The sequence below is a fragment of the Stieleria tagensis genome, assembly GCF_024129865.1.
GTDB classification, from domain to species: domain Bacteria; phylum Planctomycetota; class Planctomycetia; order Pirellulales; family Pirellulaceae; genus Stieleria; species Stieleria tagensis.
Map to the genome: position 1 here is coordinate 25997 of NZ_JAMYFE010000004.1, position 17725 is coordinate 43721.

At 55.4% G+C, this 17725-nt stretch carries 11 protein-coding genes; 7 read left to right on the top strand and 4 right to left on the bottom strand.

All coding sequences use genetic code 11. The features are described 5' to 3' along the window. Nucleotides 1–18: 18 nt before the first annotated feature. Entirely contained in the window at nt 19–1584 is a 1566-nt protein-coding gene (locus NHH03_RS00110; RefSeq protein WP_253153553.1) for a family 16 glycoside hydrolase, read from the bottom strand. A 69-nt stretch (nt 1585–1653) separates the two neighbouring features. After that, nucleotides 1654–2286: a 3-keto-disaccharide hydrolase gene (locus NHH03_RS00115; RefSeq protein ID WP_253153554.1), complete on the bottom strand. Its 633-nt coding sequence runs from the start codon at nt 2284–2286 to the stop codon at nt 1654–1656. 279 nt (nt 2287–2565) lie between these two features. Here NHH03_RS00115 and NHH03_RS00120 point away from each other — a divergent pair, with 279 nt between their 5' ends. Together NHH03_RS00120 and NHH03_RS00125 are read left to right on the top strand one after the other, a co-directional pair. Next, a complete protein-coding gene (locus NHH03_RS00120; protein ID WP_253153555.1) occupies nt 2566–3783 on the top strand; it encodes a RimK family alpha-L-glutamate ligase in 1218 nt (405 codons plus the stop codon). Between the two features lie 57 nt (nt 3784–3840). Beyond that, nucleotides 3841–4929, top strand: a complete 1089-nt coding sequence (locus NHH03_RS00125; protein WP_253153556.1) for a succinylglutamate desuccinylase/aspartoacylase family protein — start codon at nt 3841–3843, stop codon at nt 4927–4929. 18 nt (nt 4930–4947) lie between these two features. On the opposite strand, the gene NHH03_RS00130 is transcribed toward NHH03_RS00125, so the two are convergent. Beyond that, the gene (locus tag NHH03_RS00130; protein WP_253153557.1) at nt 4948–6300 is read right to left on the bottom strand and encodes an NTP/NDP exchange transporter; all 1353 of its coding nucleotides are present in this window, start codon (nt 6298–6300) and stop codon (nt 4948–4950) included. A gap of 233 nt (nt 6301–6533) precedes the next feature. Between NHH03_RS00130 and NHH03_RS00135 the strand changes: the two genes are divergently transcribed. Beyond that, nucleotides 6534–11585: a vWA domain-containing protein gene (locus NHH03_RS00135; protein WP_253153558.1), complete on the top strand. Its 5052-nt coding sequence runs from the start codon at nt 6534–6536 to the stop codon at nt 11583–11585. A 230-nt stretch (nt 11586–11815) separates the two neighbouring features. On the opposite strand, the gene NHH03_RS00140 is transcribed toward NHH03_RS00135, so the two are convergent. Then, nucleotides 11816–14344 carry a TonB-dependent receptor plug domain-containing protein gene (locus NHH03_RS00140; protein WP_253153559.1) on the bottom strand — a complete coding sequence of 843 codons (2529 nt, stop codon included), beginning with the start codon at nt 14342–14344 and terminating at the stop codon, nt 11816–11818. Nucleotides 14345–15726: 1382 nt separating this feature from the next. Here NHH03_RS00140 and NHH03_RS00145 point away from each other — a divergent pair. The 4 genes from NHH03_RS00145 to NHH03_RS00160 all read left to right on the top strand — a co-directional run bounded on the left by NHH03_RS00145 (nt 15727) and on the right by NHH03_RS00160 (nt 17604). Further along, nucleotides 15727–16044 carry a hypothetical protein gene (locus NHH03_RS00145; RefSeq protein ID WP_253153560.1) on the top strand — a complete coding sequence of 106 codons (318 nt, stop codon included), beginning with the start codon at nt 15727–15729 and terminating at the stop codon, nt 16042–16044. A 97-nt stretch (nt 16045–16141) separates the two neighbouring features. Continuing rightward, nucleotides 16142–16543, top strand: a complete 402-nt coding sequence (locus tag NHH03_RS00150; RefSeq protein WP_253153561.1) for a hypothetical protein — start codon at nt 16142–16144, stop codon at nt 16541–16543. A 125-nt stretch (nt 16544–16668) separates the two neighbouring features. After that, nucleotides 16669–17109 (top strand): hypothetical protein, encoded by a 441-nt coding sequence (locus NHH03_RS00155; protein ID WP_253153562.1) that lies wholly within the window; start codon nt 16669–16671, stop codon nt 17107–17109. A gap of 105 nt (nt 17110–17214) precedes the next feature. After that, entirely contained in the window at nt 17215–17604 is a 390-nt protein-coding gene (locus NHH03_RS00160; protein WP_253153563.1) for a hypothetical protein, read from the top strand. Nucleotides 17605–17725: the final 121 nt, after the last annotated feature.

Consider the following 17725-nt stretch of genomic DNA (forward strand, 5'->3'; position numbering starts at 1 on the left):
ACCACTGAAATGATCGAATCACTTCTTTCCAGCGGGTTTCGGTTCATCTTGGTTGGCTTCCAACTGTTGTTGTGACGGCGTCTGAGTCGACACCCCGTCAGCAGGCACTTCGCCATGAGCTGTCCAGACAATTGCATTCAGGACGGACTTGCGAAAATTATCATCGGCCCAATTCCAGTGAAAGTGGCCGCCGGTAAAACCAAATCCACGTCCGTCGCCGTCTCGCTCGGACGCCCAAGCGAGATGCTGGATTTCGCCTGCCGCAACGGATTTCCGAACGGCCGGATTGCCGCTATGCGGGCCGTCCGGACGGCTCATCGTCGATTCCGGTGGATGGGCGGATAGAATCGGCGTGATGCCATCCATGCCGTCGCGGAACCGCATATGAAAGTACCATTCATCGTTGATCTTGAATGGCTTTAGCCCGTTGGAGATTGGGTGTTTGGGAAACGATTCGAAACTGGCTTCCCAGTGTGGATTGACCGACCAATTGGCTTCGAAATAGCCGCCCAACCAATCCAAAAATGCATCGCCCGTTTTTCCCGCGGGTGTTTCAACGCCGTAGTGCAGACAGACCAGACCGACGCCTTTCTTCATCAATGGGTCGAATTCGTCGACATGTGGATTCAGTAAGTGTCGTCCGCCGCCATCGCAATAGACGACGATCGTGTCCGCGTCTTCAATCGCTTTCGCGCCCGCTTCGGGCCATCCGTTTTGAAACACCTCGACTTCATACGCCGGCATCGCGGACTGGAGCGCCGTGGCCAACAGCCGACAACCGGCATAGTGTTCGTGAGCGCCGTAGCCGTGACTGGGATTGCCAGCGATGAACACGACTTTTTTCTTTTCGATCGCGCCGGTCTTTTCGTTGACCGCGGCAAGTTGTTTGATGCGGATGTTGCGAAACTGAACTTTCATCGGCGGACCGGCATGCAATTGCAAGGCGATGATCCCCGTCTGACGTCGTTGCTCTGCATCGTTGTCAGTGCACTCCGCGGTGGGTACTCCATTGATTTTGTGAACAAAGTGAAACCCGTCGGCGATGATCGAGTACTCGTTCCAATCTTCCTTCTTGATCTTGCTTTGAATCTCAGCCGATTCGCCTACGGAACCGACCACTTTGGATTCGAATTTTCCGTCCTTGCGAACCAATTCAGTTTTCTGGCCACGGTTGGCCAAAATGCCGCGAAATTTCTCGCCGTACAGGATCCCTGAATAGGTGTCACCGGCTTCAAAATCGCCTTGATAGCCACCGACAACCCAGTTGTCTTTCGCATTCGGAGGCTGAAAACTGCGGTACTGGACGCCGGAATTGCCGCCAACGATTTTGTATTCAAACCGCAGTTCGAAATTCGAGAACTCTTTGCCCCGGTAGATCAGAAACGTATTGCCCGCGGTCGGATTCTCGGCCGTCGTCTGACCCGTGATTGCACCGTTCTGCACACTCCAAAATTTGGGATTCCCATCCCAACCGTCCAGTGTCTTGCCGTCGAACAACGAAACGAATCCGTCGTCGGCGGCATCTAGGTGCGCGGCCGGCATCAACAGCGCGGCAACGAAACAAAACAGATTGAACAAACGCATCTCAGAAAACCTGGCAAGTAATGGGGTGGGAACTTGGGGGGCAGCGGCAGCGTCACTCGGGCAGCAGCCCTACGGCAGTGGCATCACTTCCACTTTGCGGATGCTGACTTTGCTACCGGGATCATGTTGTTGAAAGGCGAAGTGGCCTTCTTTGAACGTCTTGTCGAAATCCAAGTATTCGTACAGTTCATTGCCATCGACAGTGACTTTGATTCGCGTCATTTCGCGTCCTCGCCAAACGTCATCGCGGACTTCTAAATCGTAGGTGAACCAGGTCCCGGGTTTCACGAGTTCGCTGTAGACATGGCACATTCCGTAGATCGATCCGGTGCGAATCGGGTCGGTGTGCGTACTGTCGATTTGAGCTTCGTAACCGTCGGTGAATCCGGGCTTGCGGGTGGTACGGAAGTACAGACCGGAGTTCCCGCCATCGTTGATTTTGATTTCGGCGCGGTAGCGAAAGTTTTTATAGGGGCCTTTGGTGCAGACCAACATCGACGCATCGCCCGAGCCGGCGATGGCATTGTCCTTGACTTCCCACACACTCGTGTCGCGACCGACTTTTTCCCAGCCGTCGAGCGTCTTGCCGTCGAACAGAGAAATCCACTTGCCGTCCTCGGCTTGGCCGGTCGAGCCAACAAAGGTCACAGCAGTGAACAGGGCAAATGCGACAAGGCAATGGGGCAAACGCAGTGATGGCATGGGGAAATCCTTGGGGGTGGAGTTCTTGCGGGGTAAATCCGGTTGGTGACCGATTCGGCTCAAATGTTGCCAATCGGACGCGATCTGACTTTAACAACACCGCCTGCGAAATCAATTGTGCTACGTTGCACTGTAACCGTGGAATCATCGGATTGTGGCACAGCAATTGCACTAAAATAGACCACTGCATGACCGGTTTGAGCGCGGGACGCCAATTGCCCCCGACCCCCGTCATTCTTATCGAAACCGAATTATTTTCGCCTGATCAGGACCCCAGCGATGAAACTTGGAATTCTATCGACCGCCCCTCGTTGCTACAGCACACGTCGTCTGGTTGCGGCGGCGAAAGACCAAGGCCACCAAGTCACGGTGGTCAACACACTGAAATGCTCGATCGATTTACAAGCCGGCAAACCGGACTTGTATTACAAGGGGAAACCGCTCGGTGACTACGATGCGATGATTCCACGAATCGGTGCCAGCATCACGTATTTCGGTACCGCGGTGGTTCGTCAGTTGGAACAAATGAATGTGTTTGTCGCCAACTCATCGAGCGGCATTTCCAACAGCCGTGACAAACTGCGGAGCATGCAAATTCTAAGTCGTCATCACATCGGCATGCCCAAAACGACGTTTGTCCGCGACCGCGCCGATGTGATTCCGGCCATCGAGCGTACCGGTGGTGCGCCGGTGATCATTAAATTGCTCGAAGGCACACAGGGTGTCGGCGTGATTCTGGCGGATTCGATCAAGGTCGCCGAAGCGATCATCGAAACCTTGCAAACCGCAAAACAGAACGTGTTGGTGCAAAGCTTTGTCGCCGAAAGCAAAGGCCGCGATGTCCGCGCCTTTGTGGTGGGGGATCGCGTGATCGGTGCCATGCGACGTGTTGCACAGGGCGATGAGTTTCGCAGCAACGTTCACCGCGGTGGCGCCGTCGAGTCGGTCGATTTAGACGACACGTACCGGGACACGGCAATCCGCGCCGCCCAAATCATGGGTTTGCAAGTCGCCGGCGTCGACATGCTCGAAGGCAATGACGGACCGCAGGTGATGGAGGTCAACAGTTCGCCAGGGCTAGAGGGCATCGAGCGCGCCACCGGCCGAGACATCGCCGGTGCGATTGTCGAGTACTGCGCCGCCTACGTGGATTTCCCGGAAATGGATATTCGCCAGCGATTGACGGTCAGCCGCGGCTATCGAGTCTGTGAGTTGGCGGTTCCAGAAGGCTCGCACTTCGTCGGCATGACCATTACCGATGCCGCATTTTCGGAACAGGATATCAATGTTCTGACTCTGTATCGCGGCAAAACCGTGATTCCCAACCCCCGGCCATCGCGGACACTAGAAGCCGGCGATCGCTTGTTGTGTTTTGGCAAGCAGGAATCGATGAAGTCGATGGTGCCATCGAAAACACGCAAGCAACGGGCACCAAAAATCAAAAAGCTCGATCCGGCGGCAATCGAAAACGCTTCCGCACCGCCGGTTTATGCGTAAGATGGGGCATAGCTGGCAGCTTCGCCCGGCAGCTTCGTTTCCCTTGAATCAACATCCATGCCTGTCTCGAACGACTCTTCTGATTGGTTTGGCCATCAGGTCGCACCCGGCCAATCCGTCAGCTCGGAACTCGTCGTTTCGGAAAGCTACAGCAGCAGAAATGTAGCGATCCCCATTGGTATCCGCCGCGGATTAAAACCCGGGCCGACGGTCTTTGTGACCGCGGCTCTGCACGGGGATGAAATCAACGGCACCGGCACGATTCGGGCCATGCTGAGCGATTCGAGTTGGGAATTGAAGGCGGGGACGCTGTTGATGGTCCCGGTGCTAAATGTACTGGGATTCGAGCGACATTCTCGCTATCTGCCGGATCGCCGTGACCTGAACCGCTGCTTCCCCGGCACTGCCGAGGGCAGCATGGCGTCGCGGTTGGCCAAAGTGATCTTTGACGACTTGATCAAACGCTGTGATTTTGGCATCGACCTGCACACCGCAGCGGTCCGCCGCACGAATTTCCCGAACGCCCGTGCTGATTTGGGAAATCCAGAGTGCAAGCGACTCGCCGAAGCATTCGGGGCGGGGATCATCCTGCACGGCAAAGGCCCCAAGGGATCGCTACGCCGCGAGGCCACCGCGTTGGGATGTCCGACAATCGTGGTCGAAGGCGGCGAGGTCTGGAAAGTCGAATCGTCCGTCGTCGATTGCATGTTGCGTGGCGTGTTTAATGTCCTGAAAGAACTGCAGATGATGGACGGCAAACCCGACACACCGGAAAATCAGGCGGTCATTCGCCAGACCAAATGGGTGCGCGCCGAACGTGGCGGGTTCATGTCGATGCATGTGGCTCCCGGTGACAGTGTGGTCAAGGGCCAGGCCATCGCATCGAACAGCAATTTGTTAACCGAGGAACAAAGCCGGTTGGAAAGTCCCTTCTCCGGCATTGTGATTGGCATGACCACTCTACCGGCGGTCCAGCCCGGCGAACCGGTCGTGCATCTCGGCCGACTGGCCAATTCCAAAATCGCTCGACGCCACGAAGAACACGTCGCCACCGACGAAATTCAACGAACCGCACTGGAACATCTGGCGACGAATATCCAGGTCACCGAACCACAGGATCCGGTCGAGTCTGACGAGCCAAGCTGACTTGCTTTTCCGCCAAAATCAATTGCCTGCGTCGCGGTCAAAGTCATCAGCAATCGAATCGGCTAAGCGGCATTGTTGTCTGCCGAGTCGAATGGCCAGGAAACCCCATAAGGCGATGATCGGTAGTGTCCACAGGTTCAACGTCGTGAACGCTAGTCCGACTGTGCTTCGCAAAAATCCGAACACTTGCCCGGAAATCGCGTCGCCGCCACGCAGCACCACCGTGTCAATGAAGCTTTTTGATTTGTACTTTGCTTCGCGACTCACCACGGTGAACAACACTTCTCGCGCCGGAACCGTGATGCCATAACCGGTTGCTCGCGCTGCCACCATGGCGGCCGCAACAACCGCCAGACTGCTGTGAAACGATAACGCGACAAACGAAACCAGATACACCAGTGGCAATAGCAACAACGCAATGCTCACGCCCAACCGCCGTAAAATGAATCCGGACAGCAGCAACTGAGCGGTCAACGTCAGGATCTGCGTGGCAAAGTCGATGTAGGCAAACACCTGCGTCTTGGCTTGATCGTCAACAACGCTCTGGGCAACGATCTCGGCTTGCTGGAAATACAGCTGTGTCCCAGCGGCTTGGCCAAAAAACAGGAACATGCAGATCAACGCGAGGTACGGGGAACTCAGCACATGGGTGATGCCCTCCCATAACCCGCCGGTCGGCAAGGCTTCCTCACCGGATTCAACCGTTGCATCAGATGTTGATTCGGTCGCCTGTTTGGCGACTCTTTTTTCCAGCCGCCAGGCGCACCATAATCCCAATTGAAGGGTGGCGATCGGGATCAACAACAACGTCGACGTCGAAACCTTGATCGCGATTTGACTGGTCAGTAGCGATCCGCTGATCGCACCCACAGTGCCTCCGGCGGCGATCCGTCCGAACAATCGTTTACCTTGCTCGCTAGAAAATAAATCCGCCAGCACCGACCAAAACACGCTGGTCGAGAACAGTCCAAAAACGTTGACCCAAACGAAAAAGGTTCGCGCCGCCCACACCTGCACCGATTCGTTTCCACTATCGAGTGCCAAGCTGAACGCCAGCAACGATACACAGAAAAAATGAAAGACCACTCGGACCAACCATCGACGCGGAAGACGATTGACCAACGTGGCATAGATCGGCACGACCAGCACCATGACCGCAAACGTCACCAACATCAGCCCCTGAAGCTGCCTAGTTCCACCGATCGCCCCCATCGTCTCGCGTACGGGGCGGATAATCGAATAGCTGAGCAAAATGAAAAAGAACCAAGCGGCAGCCCAGAAAACAATCGACCAGACGGCTTGCGAACTGTCGTCGCTCGGCCCCGACGGATCGTCGTCTCTGGCGCGTTGGCTTGCTGCAAAGGGGTTCAAATTCGATTCCCGTGATCACATGATGTCGTGATTCGAACATTCTGTCGCATTTTTGCGAAACAACAACCGGCGGACAACGATCACCGTCTGCATCAGCGGCGAAGGCGCGTTGGAGACGCGCTTTTTGTCTCTATCAATCCGCCGAGACCTCAATCAGATCAATGTGGCCAACGTTTCACCGCTAGAATAGTGGGGGGAGAGTCACCGAATTCGATTTTTTGAGTAGCACTTCAATGGCAAAAGCCAGTCAACGGTCGGGATGGCGAAAATCGAAAACCAGACCGGTTGCTCGTACCGCTTCTGAATTCGGTCGACAGGGACGCCCACGACGCACGTTGCTGTTCCAAGTCAGCATGCTGGTCACGCTTGCCGTTGCGCTGATCGTGATCTTGGGGTTGGTGCTGTTGCGAACCCCAGACCATGACGTTCCGTTGATCGTCTCGGCGGTGACCGGTGCTGGCATTCGAAACCAAGACGATGCGCTGTTTACCGGGCCGAATCCCTACGCCCGCGAAGACGTCGAATTACTGACCGCATGGTTTGCCGGACGCGATGGCGACCCACAGCAAAACGTTCGCTTGATCGGCGACCTATCGGCGGCCGGCGGCGCGATGGAGTACGAAACCGGATCGCTGATCAATGCGATCACCAAACCATTGAAAACGGCCACGCCCGGTGGTCCCGATGGCCAAATGATCGCCATCTATCTAAGTGCCCATGGATTTGTCGACAAGGGAACTGCGTTTTTAGCCGTGGGCGATAGCCGCGCCGATCGCGAATCAACCTGGATCCCGTTCCAAGACCTGTTCAACGCGGTGCTGAAAACACTGGATGACCGCGATGACAACGGGAAAGGCATTCGGCTGGTAATGTTTATCGATGCCGCGCGGGTGGGACCACAGTGGGATTGGGGACAGTTTTCCGAATCGTTTGCCCCGGCCTGCGCACGCGTCAGTTCCGCCCACGCCGATCGTGTCGCAGTGATCCTGTCATCCAGTCCCGGACAACGCAGTTGGTGGGACCCCAATTCCGGACAGGGGTTGTTCACCAAAGCCATGGTTGAAGCATTGACCGGAAAACGCGATCGCGATCGCGACGGTCTGGTCAGCGTGGGTGAAATAGCGGGCTACATCTCAGCTCGTGTCGAACAATTGGCCGCCGCCAAATGGGATGCGATTCAAACGCCCGTGTTGATCGGCGACAACGCTGCCGACTGGGCCTTCATTCGCCAACCCGAACAAGTCACCGCGCCGACCATCCCTGCGGTGGATGTCGATGAATTGGAATCACAATTCGCGACCGTTGATTCACTGTGGCAACGCCATAACGAATTGTCACAAATGACACATTCACCGCTGGCCTTTGACCCGCTCGGCTGGTCGACGTTGGAAAAAAAACTTGCTCGGTTGGACGCATTGTTGTTGGCCGGCGATGGCTACCGTGAATCTTTCAGGACATTGCTGGCGGAATGCAAAAGTGATCTGACCAAATTTGAAACTGGTCCTGACACGTTGCCAAAAAACGATTCGCTTCCGGAACTCACGCTCCAAGACTACTTCCACCCGCCGGCGCCGCTGTCACCGGAGTTGACGCAATGGTCCCAACAGTGGAACAAGAAACCGGACGTCGCCGCTGCTGCCGCGATGTCATTGAACGAGTCGCAAGCGGTTCGCGTCCTGCTGCCCTGGTTGCAGGAAAAAAACTTTGACAATTCATCGCTCGATTTGGCGGGCCAATTGCTGTCGACACACCCGCTGCGGACCACGGACCGTCCCGCCCAACTTTTGGAAACGCATCTGTTACGAATGCTGAATGCTGATGACCTGACGCATGTCGATCCCGCGACTCGTGCATTTGTGATGGATTCGCAACACGCCGTCCGCGATACCTTGTGCGCCAAGGATTTGAGGTCATCGTTTTGGATTCGCCGGCGATTGAACAAAATCAATCAACACCGTCTGGCTTGTATCGACCGCATGTTGTCTCACGATCGCGATCAACAGTCCGCCGGGCGCGACCGCTGGCAACGCTTCATCGCGCCGGCCCTGGAGGGGTTAAACAAGACCGCCGCCAGAATCTCCGACGCATACATCTTGCGCGACAAAATGCTGCACGCGATCCCACGCATCGCGGAAACGTTGATGAGTGATTTGGCGGCGTTCGAAAACCACGAACGTTTGCGGGCCATACAGAGCCGCGTGGTTCTGCAACAAGCGATCGACAGTCTGGCGGAACTCGATCGGCATCTACAGCTACCAGAAGATGATGACAGGCGATCGCTGGAAACCTTGGAAACACAAATTGTCGCTGCCACCGTCGCCGCCTCCAACGCACTGGACAATCTGAACAAGCGGATCATCGATCGTTTGAACGACGCTACGGATGTCAAGGCGAGTGATGCTCGTGCGCTGCGCCAAAACGTTGCCTTGTTGGTCGGGTCAGGAACCAGCCAGGCGATGCTGCGGCAACAGGTTCACGATCGGCTGTGCCGATTGATCGAGCAGCAACCCGTCGTCCCCGGATTGAACCAGGATTGGTCCCACGATTCGGAATCCGCCGATTGGATTCTCGACTCCGAATCGATGCTCACCGACGATTCAAAGTTTTTGCAACTGATGTCGATTGATGACAGCCAAGCCTGGGATCATTGGATCCGCGTTTCGTCTGGATCCGAAATGAATCAACCGGCCGATGAATCACCATCGGCTGACAATACCGATCCAGTTGCAACGCTGGGTTTGGCGGAGCGATTTCAAAGCAGCGGCGCCGGGTTTCGATCCTTGGTCGCAGATCTGGTCAAAGGCCAATTGTCAGATCAAATGACTGCCGACCAGGTGATGCAGACGCCGATCGACCAATCGCGACAAAAGGCAAGTGTGGGATCCATCCGGCGCGATTTGGAACATTGGGACACCTACCTGCGAGGGCGAACGATGTTGTTCAGTCATACGCCTGATCCCGTCGGACGTCTCGGACGCGGCCGGTTTGCGCTCGATCAACAACTGTTTCTCTATGACCATGCCGCGCGAACGATGGACGAATTCTGGTGTGCCGCTACGGCGTCGGAAACGCGTCCGTTTTTTGTCGCCGCGGCCAATCGATTGCTGTCGTCGCGGCATCAGAATCCCCTGTTTCCCCAGCTAGCGATGAACCTGGATGGCATCAATTTGGGCGAACGATTGACACAGGGTCAGACATGCGTCGACGAAACAACGACGTTGAAACCCTATCCGACCGCCGACAACCGCGACGGCGTCCTCAAACGCTTTGTCGCCGGGAAACCAGTCGAATTCAAACTCCAGCGACCTGCGTTCATCCCAACAGGCTACCTATCGGTCTGGGCTGATCTAAGCCAAGAAGCACATGCGGTTGAATTGAGCGAACCCGCGACAGAATCTGTCACCGTCTCAATGACCGTTCCCCAACAGTTTTCCGACGACTCCGATTCACTCGCTCCATCAATGTTCTTTCGCGGGCTGCGACGTCACGGCGAACTGAAAATCATGCAGCCAACGGATGGCCAAAAGACAGTTTTTCGGCTACCCCAGTATGGTCCTCCCACCGCCCACGTTCTTCGCGACCAACAGGAACCGGAACGATTGCTGCTGGTCTTTGATTGCTCCCTTTCGATGCGCCAACCAACCAGTAACCAACTCTCCAGGCTGACCACGGCCCGAAACGCGGTGTTGAATTTTGTCGACGGACTCGACCCCGACGTGGAAATCGGATTGATTTTGTTTGGTGATCGTTATGGATTTGTGGAGATCGAATCGGCCACTAGCAACAAAACGGTCATTCAACCAAAGCGAGAAAATGGCGTAGACAAATTGCAGGTGGTCAAACTATCTGGTCAACGAGAGGTCGATGGCGGTTGGATTCGGGCGAATGAAAATGTTCCGCACAACCCGAATTTTGACGTGCATGTCGGACTGCCGATCAATCCGCTCGATACCGAGCAAAAGCTGGCACTCAAAAAACAATTGACCGCCATGCAAGCGATCGGAACCACGCCGACCTACCTGGCAATCGAAAAAGCAATTCAGCAGATGGCCGGGCGCAGCGGTCACATCATCGTGCTGACCGATGGCAAACCCAACGTCGTTCAAACCAGTGATGCCCCGGTGGATGATTCGCGACAATCCGCTATCCGTGCGGCGACGGCTCAAGCGGACAACGTGCGGATCACGATCGTCAACTACTTGAACCAAGACACGCAACTGAAAAAGGATTTCCCAAAAGCCGATGTGCTGCAAGCCGCCAATGGCCAAGCCTTGCTACGACATTTGCAAAACATTCGTTCCAAGCCAGAAGTTTACTGGCAACGCAATCGAGAGCCTGCAAGCACCCGCGGTGATTTCGGATCACAGATCGCGATTTCCCAGTGGCCACCGATCGGAATTGGCGTGTCCGCAGGGCAACCGGTTCGTCCGGCGGAACCCTTTTCGATTCGCGCTGTCGTTCCCAGTAGCCGGCAACCGATCGACCAATCCGCTGACGTTCGCGTCGAAGGCGGTGAAGCATTTGAGCTGAAGCTTGCTAGCGAGTCGCTGCTGCACCGGCCATTCAACTATGAATCAACGCAATTGCAAATGCTTTCGACGCGCGGCAGCGACGCCAGTCGATTCACGGTCGCTGCCGGCCCGATCAGCACGCGTGAAAATCGCGGACTGACGGTGCAGTTGGCGATCGAGAGTGCAACCGAGCGCCGGAGCAATGGGAAATTCACTCCGCGGCCTGTCGACATCTGGATTGAGTTGACGGGAATGGATAGCCGGTTGTCCAGTCGTCAAAGCAAGGTGACACATTCATTCAGCATGCCTGAATTTCAGTTGCATCAACCGATCCCCATCTTGCTGTGCCGGATCGATGATTTTTCGACACGATTGGACCGAGTCGAAGTCCGTGCGTGGCTGCGTTTTCAAGAACAAACGATGTCCGGAACCGCAATTCCGATCGGATTGGCCGATGCGTTCACCTCCGACAATCTGCCCGGCGTTTCCTTTCATGTCGAACGTTCGGTTAACGATCGTGGTGGCGCGACAGTGACGGTCACGGAACAGTACAGCGAACAACGCCAGCCAGGATCCATCCGGCTCTTGGCCAGTCCACTACCCCAGAACGCCTCAACGGAGGTCTTTCCCCAGCACCGAGTCGTGACACGGATCTTTCAGTACGATGACCCTGGCGTGACGGTCACGCTCGATGCCTGTTCGAGCGACCAGATTCAAAAGCAAAGTTCGCTTTACGCCGAAGGCACGATCGACCTCGATTTCGACAGTCGTTAAATCTTTCCATCCCTGTTCGCACCTGATCCCGCCAGGGCTGGTGATTCCCCACAAATGGCAAGCGCGACGCGTGAGTTTAGAAGCCAGCGTTTTAGCAATTCACTCTCCCGCCCCGAAGGTCGTGCAGCTTCGCGTGCCACCCATTGGGAGAGTCGCATGCCTTCAATCCCATCTCTACGCCAACGGCGTTCAATAGCTTAGCCCGGGGTCACTGCCGGTTCCCACCTTCCTTAGTAGTCGACTTCGACACCAAAGTACGGTGAAAAACCGGGCGATTTAACGACGGTGTCAATGAATTGACCGTTGGCTGGTAACCGCAGGTTCAGGTGTTCATAGTAGTCGCGGTTAAAGATGTTTTCGGCACCCATCACGATGTTGACGCGATCGGTCGGGCTATAGTAGCCGCGGATGTAACTGGTGACGAATCCCGGCGTCTCCGTCTCCAATTGGGTGACCGATGGCGATGATCCGGTGGTGCGGTAGGTTCCTAAGCGATCTTGATTGTCGACGGCTCGCAAACCCCACTCCACCGCCCATCTGTTTTGCGGACTCGTGTCCAACAGACGCAATCCCCATCGAGCTTCCAACGGAGTGATTCCGCCCAGCGGTTGGTCGATTTCCCGGTCACGCCCCTCCAGATAGGCCAGGCTGGCAAATGTTTGCCAACGACGTGACAAGTCGGCTTCGGCGTAATACTCCAGTCCGGTCAGCGTTGCGAAATCCGTGTTGATCGAATTCAGAATTCGAGATCCGGTCGGGTCGTCGATTTCGTCGACAGTGTAAGTCACATAGTCAATGATCCAACTATGGAAGCCACTCAATCGTGTCCGCACATATTCGCTTTCCATGCTCACCTGTGCATCGACCTGCCAGTTGCGTTCTTTGCTCAACGATGGATTGCCGATCAGCCGGCTAAACCCGTTTTGGATGATCGCCAAGTACAACCCGTCACTGTAACGCTGCTCCAAATTGGGCAGCCGCTCGGCATAGCCGGCACCCAAGCGCGCCGACCAACCCGGTGCCAGATCAATGTCATTGGTCAGAAAGAACGATGTCAAAACATCGGAGACGTCTAAATCCTGGTTGATCGCACCGGTTCCAGCATCGCGGAAGTTGGAATTGGCGCCGACGTCATTTGGGTTCGCCTGCGAATGGGCAAACGCGATCCGCGCCCCGACAGCGGTTTGGATGTAATCACGTGTGGCGAACGAATACTCGGTGTACAATCCCGGTTCGATCACTTCGGCCGTCGGCAACCCGGTGGTAAACGTCCCCATCGGCATTCCACTGGAATTCAGGAATCCGTTCAGATCATAGAATTCGTTGATGTCCTGACGGACATAGCGAATGTCGGTTCCCATCCCAAACGTCGTGTCGCGATCGATTTCTTGAGTCATGCCGGCACGCATCCCGGTGCTCAATAGATCGCCGTTGACGGAGCCAAAAAAGGGACGGCTGGGATCAAAACCAGGACCAGATCCGGGACCGTTGGGCGGTCGAAATTGTCCTGCCAATGCTTGGTCGACCCGTTGCAAGACAGGGAAATCGGCACGACGTTTACTGCCGTTGGATGTGTCGCCGTCGAATTTGGTGAAATTCAGCCAACTGTCAACGCGATAGGCAAACCCGGTGCAATCATCACGGTGGATCAGGCTGTGGTTTAATCCATCGCTTTTCAATCCGTCGACGTCAAAGAACTGCCCCGCGTATTCCGTATTGCCTTCGTCAATGTGCATGTAACGCAGTTCACTACGGGTCGTTTCGTCGATGTCATAACCGATGCCGGAAAACAAATTGAATGCGTCATAGCTGGACGGGACCAGTAGCCCGTCACCGCTTTCATAATCGCTGCCCTTGCGATAGCCGACATTGGCGAAGTAGCCCATACTTTCGCCGCCGCCATAGACCGTGGCGGTGTTGTAAGTTTGGCCGCCGTTGGCTCGCACGTTTGTGCCAACACGCACATGGTTTTCCCAGCCGTCTTCGTAGCGTGGGGCGGGGATCGTGTCGACGTTTAAAAATGCAAATCCACTGCCGTAGCGTACCGTGTAAGGACCTCCGTAAACCTGGACGTTCCCGATCAGTGCTTTGTCGATCTTGGAAAACACGCCGTCCAAATCGCTGCGCACCGGAAACTGGTACGAACCATCAAGTGAGGCATAGATCTGCCCGGTATAAAAACCCCGGATGCGTGGATCAAATCCCAGCGGACTGCGGCGTCGAGCGCGAATTTTTTGCGTGCTCGCATTGTCCACCAACGTTTCAGCCGCATCTGGTGTGGGCGTCAGATGGAAAGTGCCTGAGGTGATGATGTCGACCGCCGGTGCCTCGCTGAGTGCGACCGCGCTGGTACCCTGAACCGCTTCGAGTTCGTCGACAAAGCTGGCCGAATCGACCAACGATCCGGTGTCCCCGCCCAACTGCGGTTTGCTAATCAGACTCCAATCGGAAAAGCCATAGTTGTCCGGAATCTGACTCAATTGAAACGATTCAAATCCCTGTGTCGGACCGCTGTCGACCGGCTGAATGCCTTGATCACCGATGTCCTCGGGGGCACTGCCACCCAGTAGGTTGTCTTCTTCGAATTGCACCGGAGACACGCTGCGCATGGACCATCGTTCGGCGATCCGCAACAGGCGAAACTCTGGCTCGGCCGCAGCCGTCTCCTGCTGATCGGATTCCTGCGCAGCGGCCTGCCCAACCAGACTGGCTGTGAGTGTGGCAACAGCGAAAAAACAGTTTAGCCTGATCCGGAACATCCTTATTCCCTATTGGCTCTCGGCAACGCATGCACTGAGACGGGTGGCAGATTGATCGTCCTTGAAAATCGCTACCCCTAGCTATCAGAAGGTGATCGGCATCCCCCACCGCTGGCGAACAGGAATCCTTCGGAATCCCTCTCATTTCACTGATCCGCGCTGCCGCTGCAAACCGTCATCCCCGACAACCCTCCCGCTGGTTTGCAAGCATTCGCTCAAGACACAAGATCGAACATGCATTGTTCGATTGCGTCACCCCCACTGTCCCATCCCACCTCGGCTCGTCCTAGAGAGTTGCAATCAAAACGGCACCTCCAGAATCCACCCCCTATTCTCACCAATTCGCTGGCGAACCGTCGCCAGACGCAAAAAAATTGACCCGCCGCCCACAACCGGTGAGAATAGGGTTCCGCTACAATCTCACTGACCGGTGAGAATAGGTCACGCGACCGGTGAGAATAGGTCACGACAACCGGGCAACCACCCGGCCAACCGAAGGTGCAATCAGTGAGAATACGTCTCGGCACCCTATTCTCACCCGCCCGACCGCCAATAAATAAGTTACGAGTAATAGACTCAGCCGGAGTAGCGGATGGATTGCGGCAGTCACTGGCTGATGGTTTGCTTGATGGCTCCGTCCTTCGCTCGCGGCCTGAACGACTCAGCTTCACACTCACACGAGTTGCGTATGCCAACGCTCGACTGCTGGGGATGGAGACGGCTATTGTGTGCGGGCGCCTTTTAAAATTTCAATCGCGGCGACGACCAGCCGAACCGCTGGCGACTTGCTCTGGAAACGCAGATTGATTGTCGCCAACGCTTCGACTCGTCATCGCCTTTCGTGGACTGCGGGCGTGACCGCCCAGTGGTCGGCACGGGGCTTGCCATTTCAACTCAATCGATTGACCTGATTCGAAGCGACGGGATCGCCGTCGACTGCGCGATGACACTTCCTGGATGGCCTTGTCGCCGGCGATCCCCACGCTTCTATCACCGCTTCGCCCCGTGCTTGAACCAACACCCGCTGGGACCGAATCAACACTCGTACAATGCTCGAAGTTGCTTTGGCGATTCGCAGTGGTTAACTTGAGATCCGCATCTCAACTAACTTCCAACATCGGCCAAGACGGCTCGTAACCAAGGGATGTAACGGATCGGCGGAATCCGGTCTGGAACTGTGATCCAAGTCTTTCACCGCCGACTCGTTAATCCTGATCGTTCCCCTACAAGCCTTCTGTACAAACATGGTGGACGACCTTCCTACTGAACCGCCGGATCGATATGTGACACCTGAGGCGCGACGAAGGTTTGATGCGGAATTTGGGTTCTCGCCGGACCTTTCTCTGTACGACTGGGAGATTGAACTCGCAGATGGATCTCGGGTGCGAGAATTCCTCGACGCGTATCTCACCAGCGATTTGGACGATGATGAGCGATTCGCGCTGATGTCATTGATTGTGGCCTCTGCCGATCACGCATTCGAAGATCGGCAACTGAATGATGAGGAATGGCAGGCGATATTCAACGAACTGGTTGCTGACGCCCCAATTCACGCGAGCATGATTTACTATTGGTGCTGTGCGGACGCAGAGTTCGAAGGCGAATGCTTCACGTTGACGTCTCGCATGCGAGCGGTGTGGAATTTGGCATTTGGCGACCACAATACAATGCCCGCGATGCCGGAAGAAGGGGAACCATGAATTGCACGGGAGGACGGGAGTCGTGTTTAATGGTCTGCTCGCAAGTCTTTCGCCCGTCCCCCGTGAATTCTGCCGTTCCCCGAAAGTTGATGCTTGAATGCGATGGAACATCGAACGAATCGCTGACATCCTTCGTGCAACCGAAGAACCGTATGCGGATGTAGAGCAACCGCCTGTTTGCCATCGCCTGTACTTTCGCGATGCACGATTGAAGTACGTGCTCAACCTCATGCCTGATACGCTTTGCGTATTCCTCGCCGCCGACCCGGATGACCCCGAGCAGGGGTGTCCAATGCTCGAATATGGATTCACGTGCACTGACATCGAGATTGGACCGAGCGCATACGGCGAAAATGAAACCGCAATTCGGTTCTATGAACACCGCGACACATTTGGTGGGTTGCGGCTAACATTCACGCCGCGGCAAGACAAAAATTGGTACATTTGGGCCAACGTCGGTGGCGATCACGCTGGCGACGGCACTTACCGAATACGATAGGGAATCGCGGGGAACCATCGAATGTAACGGACGGGCGGACTCATGTCGGTTTGGCCATCGCAATGGCATTCGCCGCCCGCCGTTAATTCGTAGCGTTCGCCGACAGATGTGATCCGCGATTTCTTATGAATCTTCGCCGCGTCTTCAAGTACCGACTCAAGACGCTCCTCATCATTGTAACGCTAATTGCGTTGTCGTTGGCTGCATACATCTACTCGGATGCAATACCAGGAACGTATCATAAAAACGAACACGGGTTTCCACGTGGCACCGGCGTCGCAGAGTACCGCTACGCCAATGGGTCACTGATGATTCGCGAATGGTACTTCCGTGGATTGATCTACCGGTCGACTTGGTTCACACCTGAAGGCAAGGAGCTTGCGACCGAAACCTACGACAAGGCGACTGGTGGCGTTGGCTATTACCTGCGGCAAAATGGGACCATCCGCAGTAAATACACGTATGAATACATGCCTGAATTACACATCTACGGCAACGCTGGCAATCCTATATACTGCGATGCCAATGGTACTCCCGTTCCCGACGCCACTGAGCCGATTGACTGACCACAAAGAGCGGCGAACCATGGGTTGCAGCGGAGGCCGCGAGCTGACGTTTTTGAAGTGGTGAGTCGTTCGCGCGGCCCCGCTGAACCCTGCCGTTCTGCTCAAATGAATTTTCTCGATCGACTATCTGTCTGGCTGGCGAGTAGCTTCTCTGATTCAGACACTGCAGCGATACGCGGTTACTCATTCAATCTGGTCGAGAATGCCGGCCAGTTTACGGTAGAACTGATTGGCGCTCCGACATTTGACGAATCCGACTCTGATTGGGCTTGTGACGAGATGTTTGTGGGTTCTCCGCGTTCGATCCCAATCCCAGAGGCAGTGCACGAGGGTAAATGGGAATCGTGTCAGGAAAACATGAGCACCATACTTCGTGATTTCCTCGAATTCGGCGATGAAACTGCTCGGATTTTGAAACGTGCCGATGCAGTTGCGGTAGGGTTTGTGGACGGCGAACTTGCCGTGGTATACAGAGCAGAACCAATAAGAATTTGACATCGCGTGAAAGCACGGCGGTGTTGGCATTGGTTCTCTATCGATCCTGAAGAGGGGCTGGCTATTTGAGCGGACGAGCCGATGCTCAAATTCTCTGTTCAACCAATAAGAATTTGACATC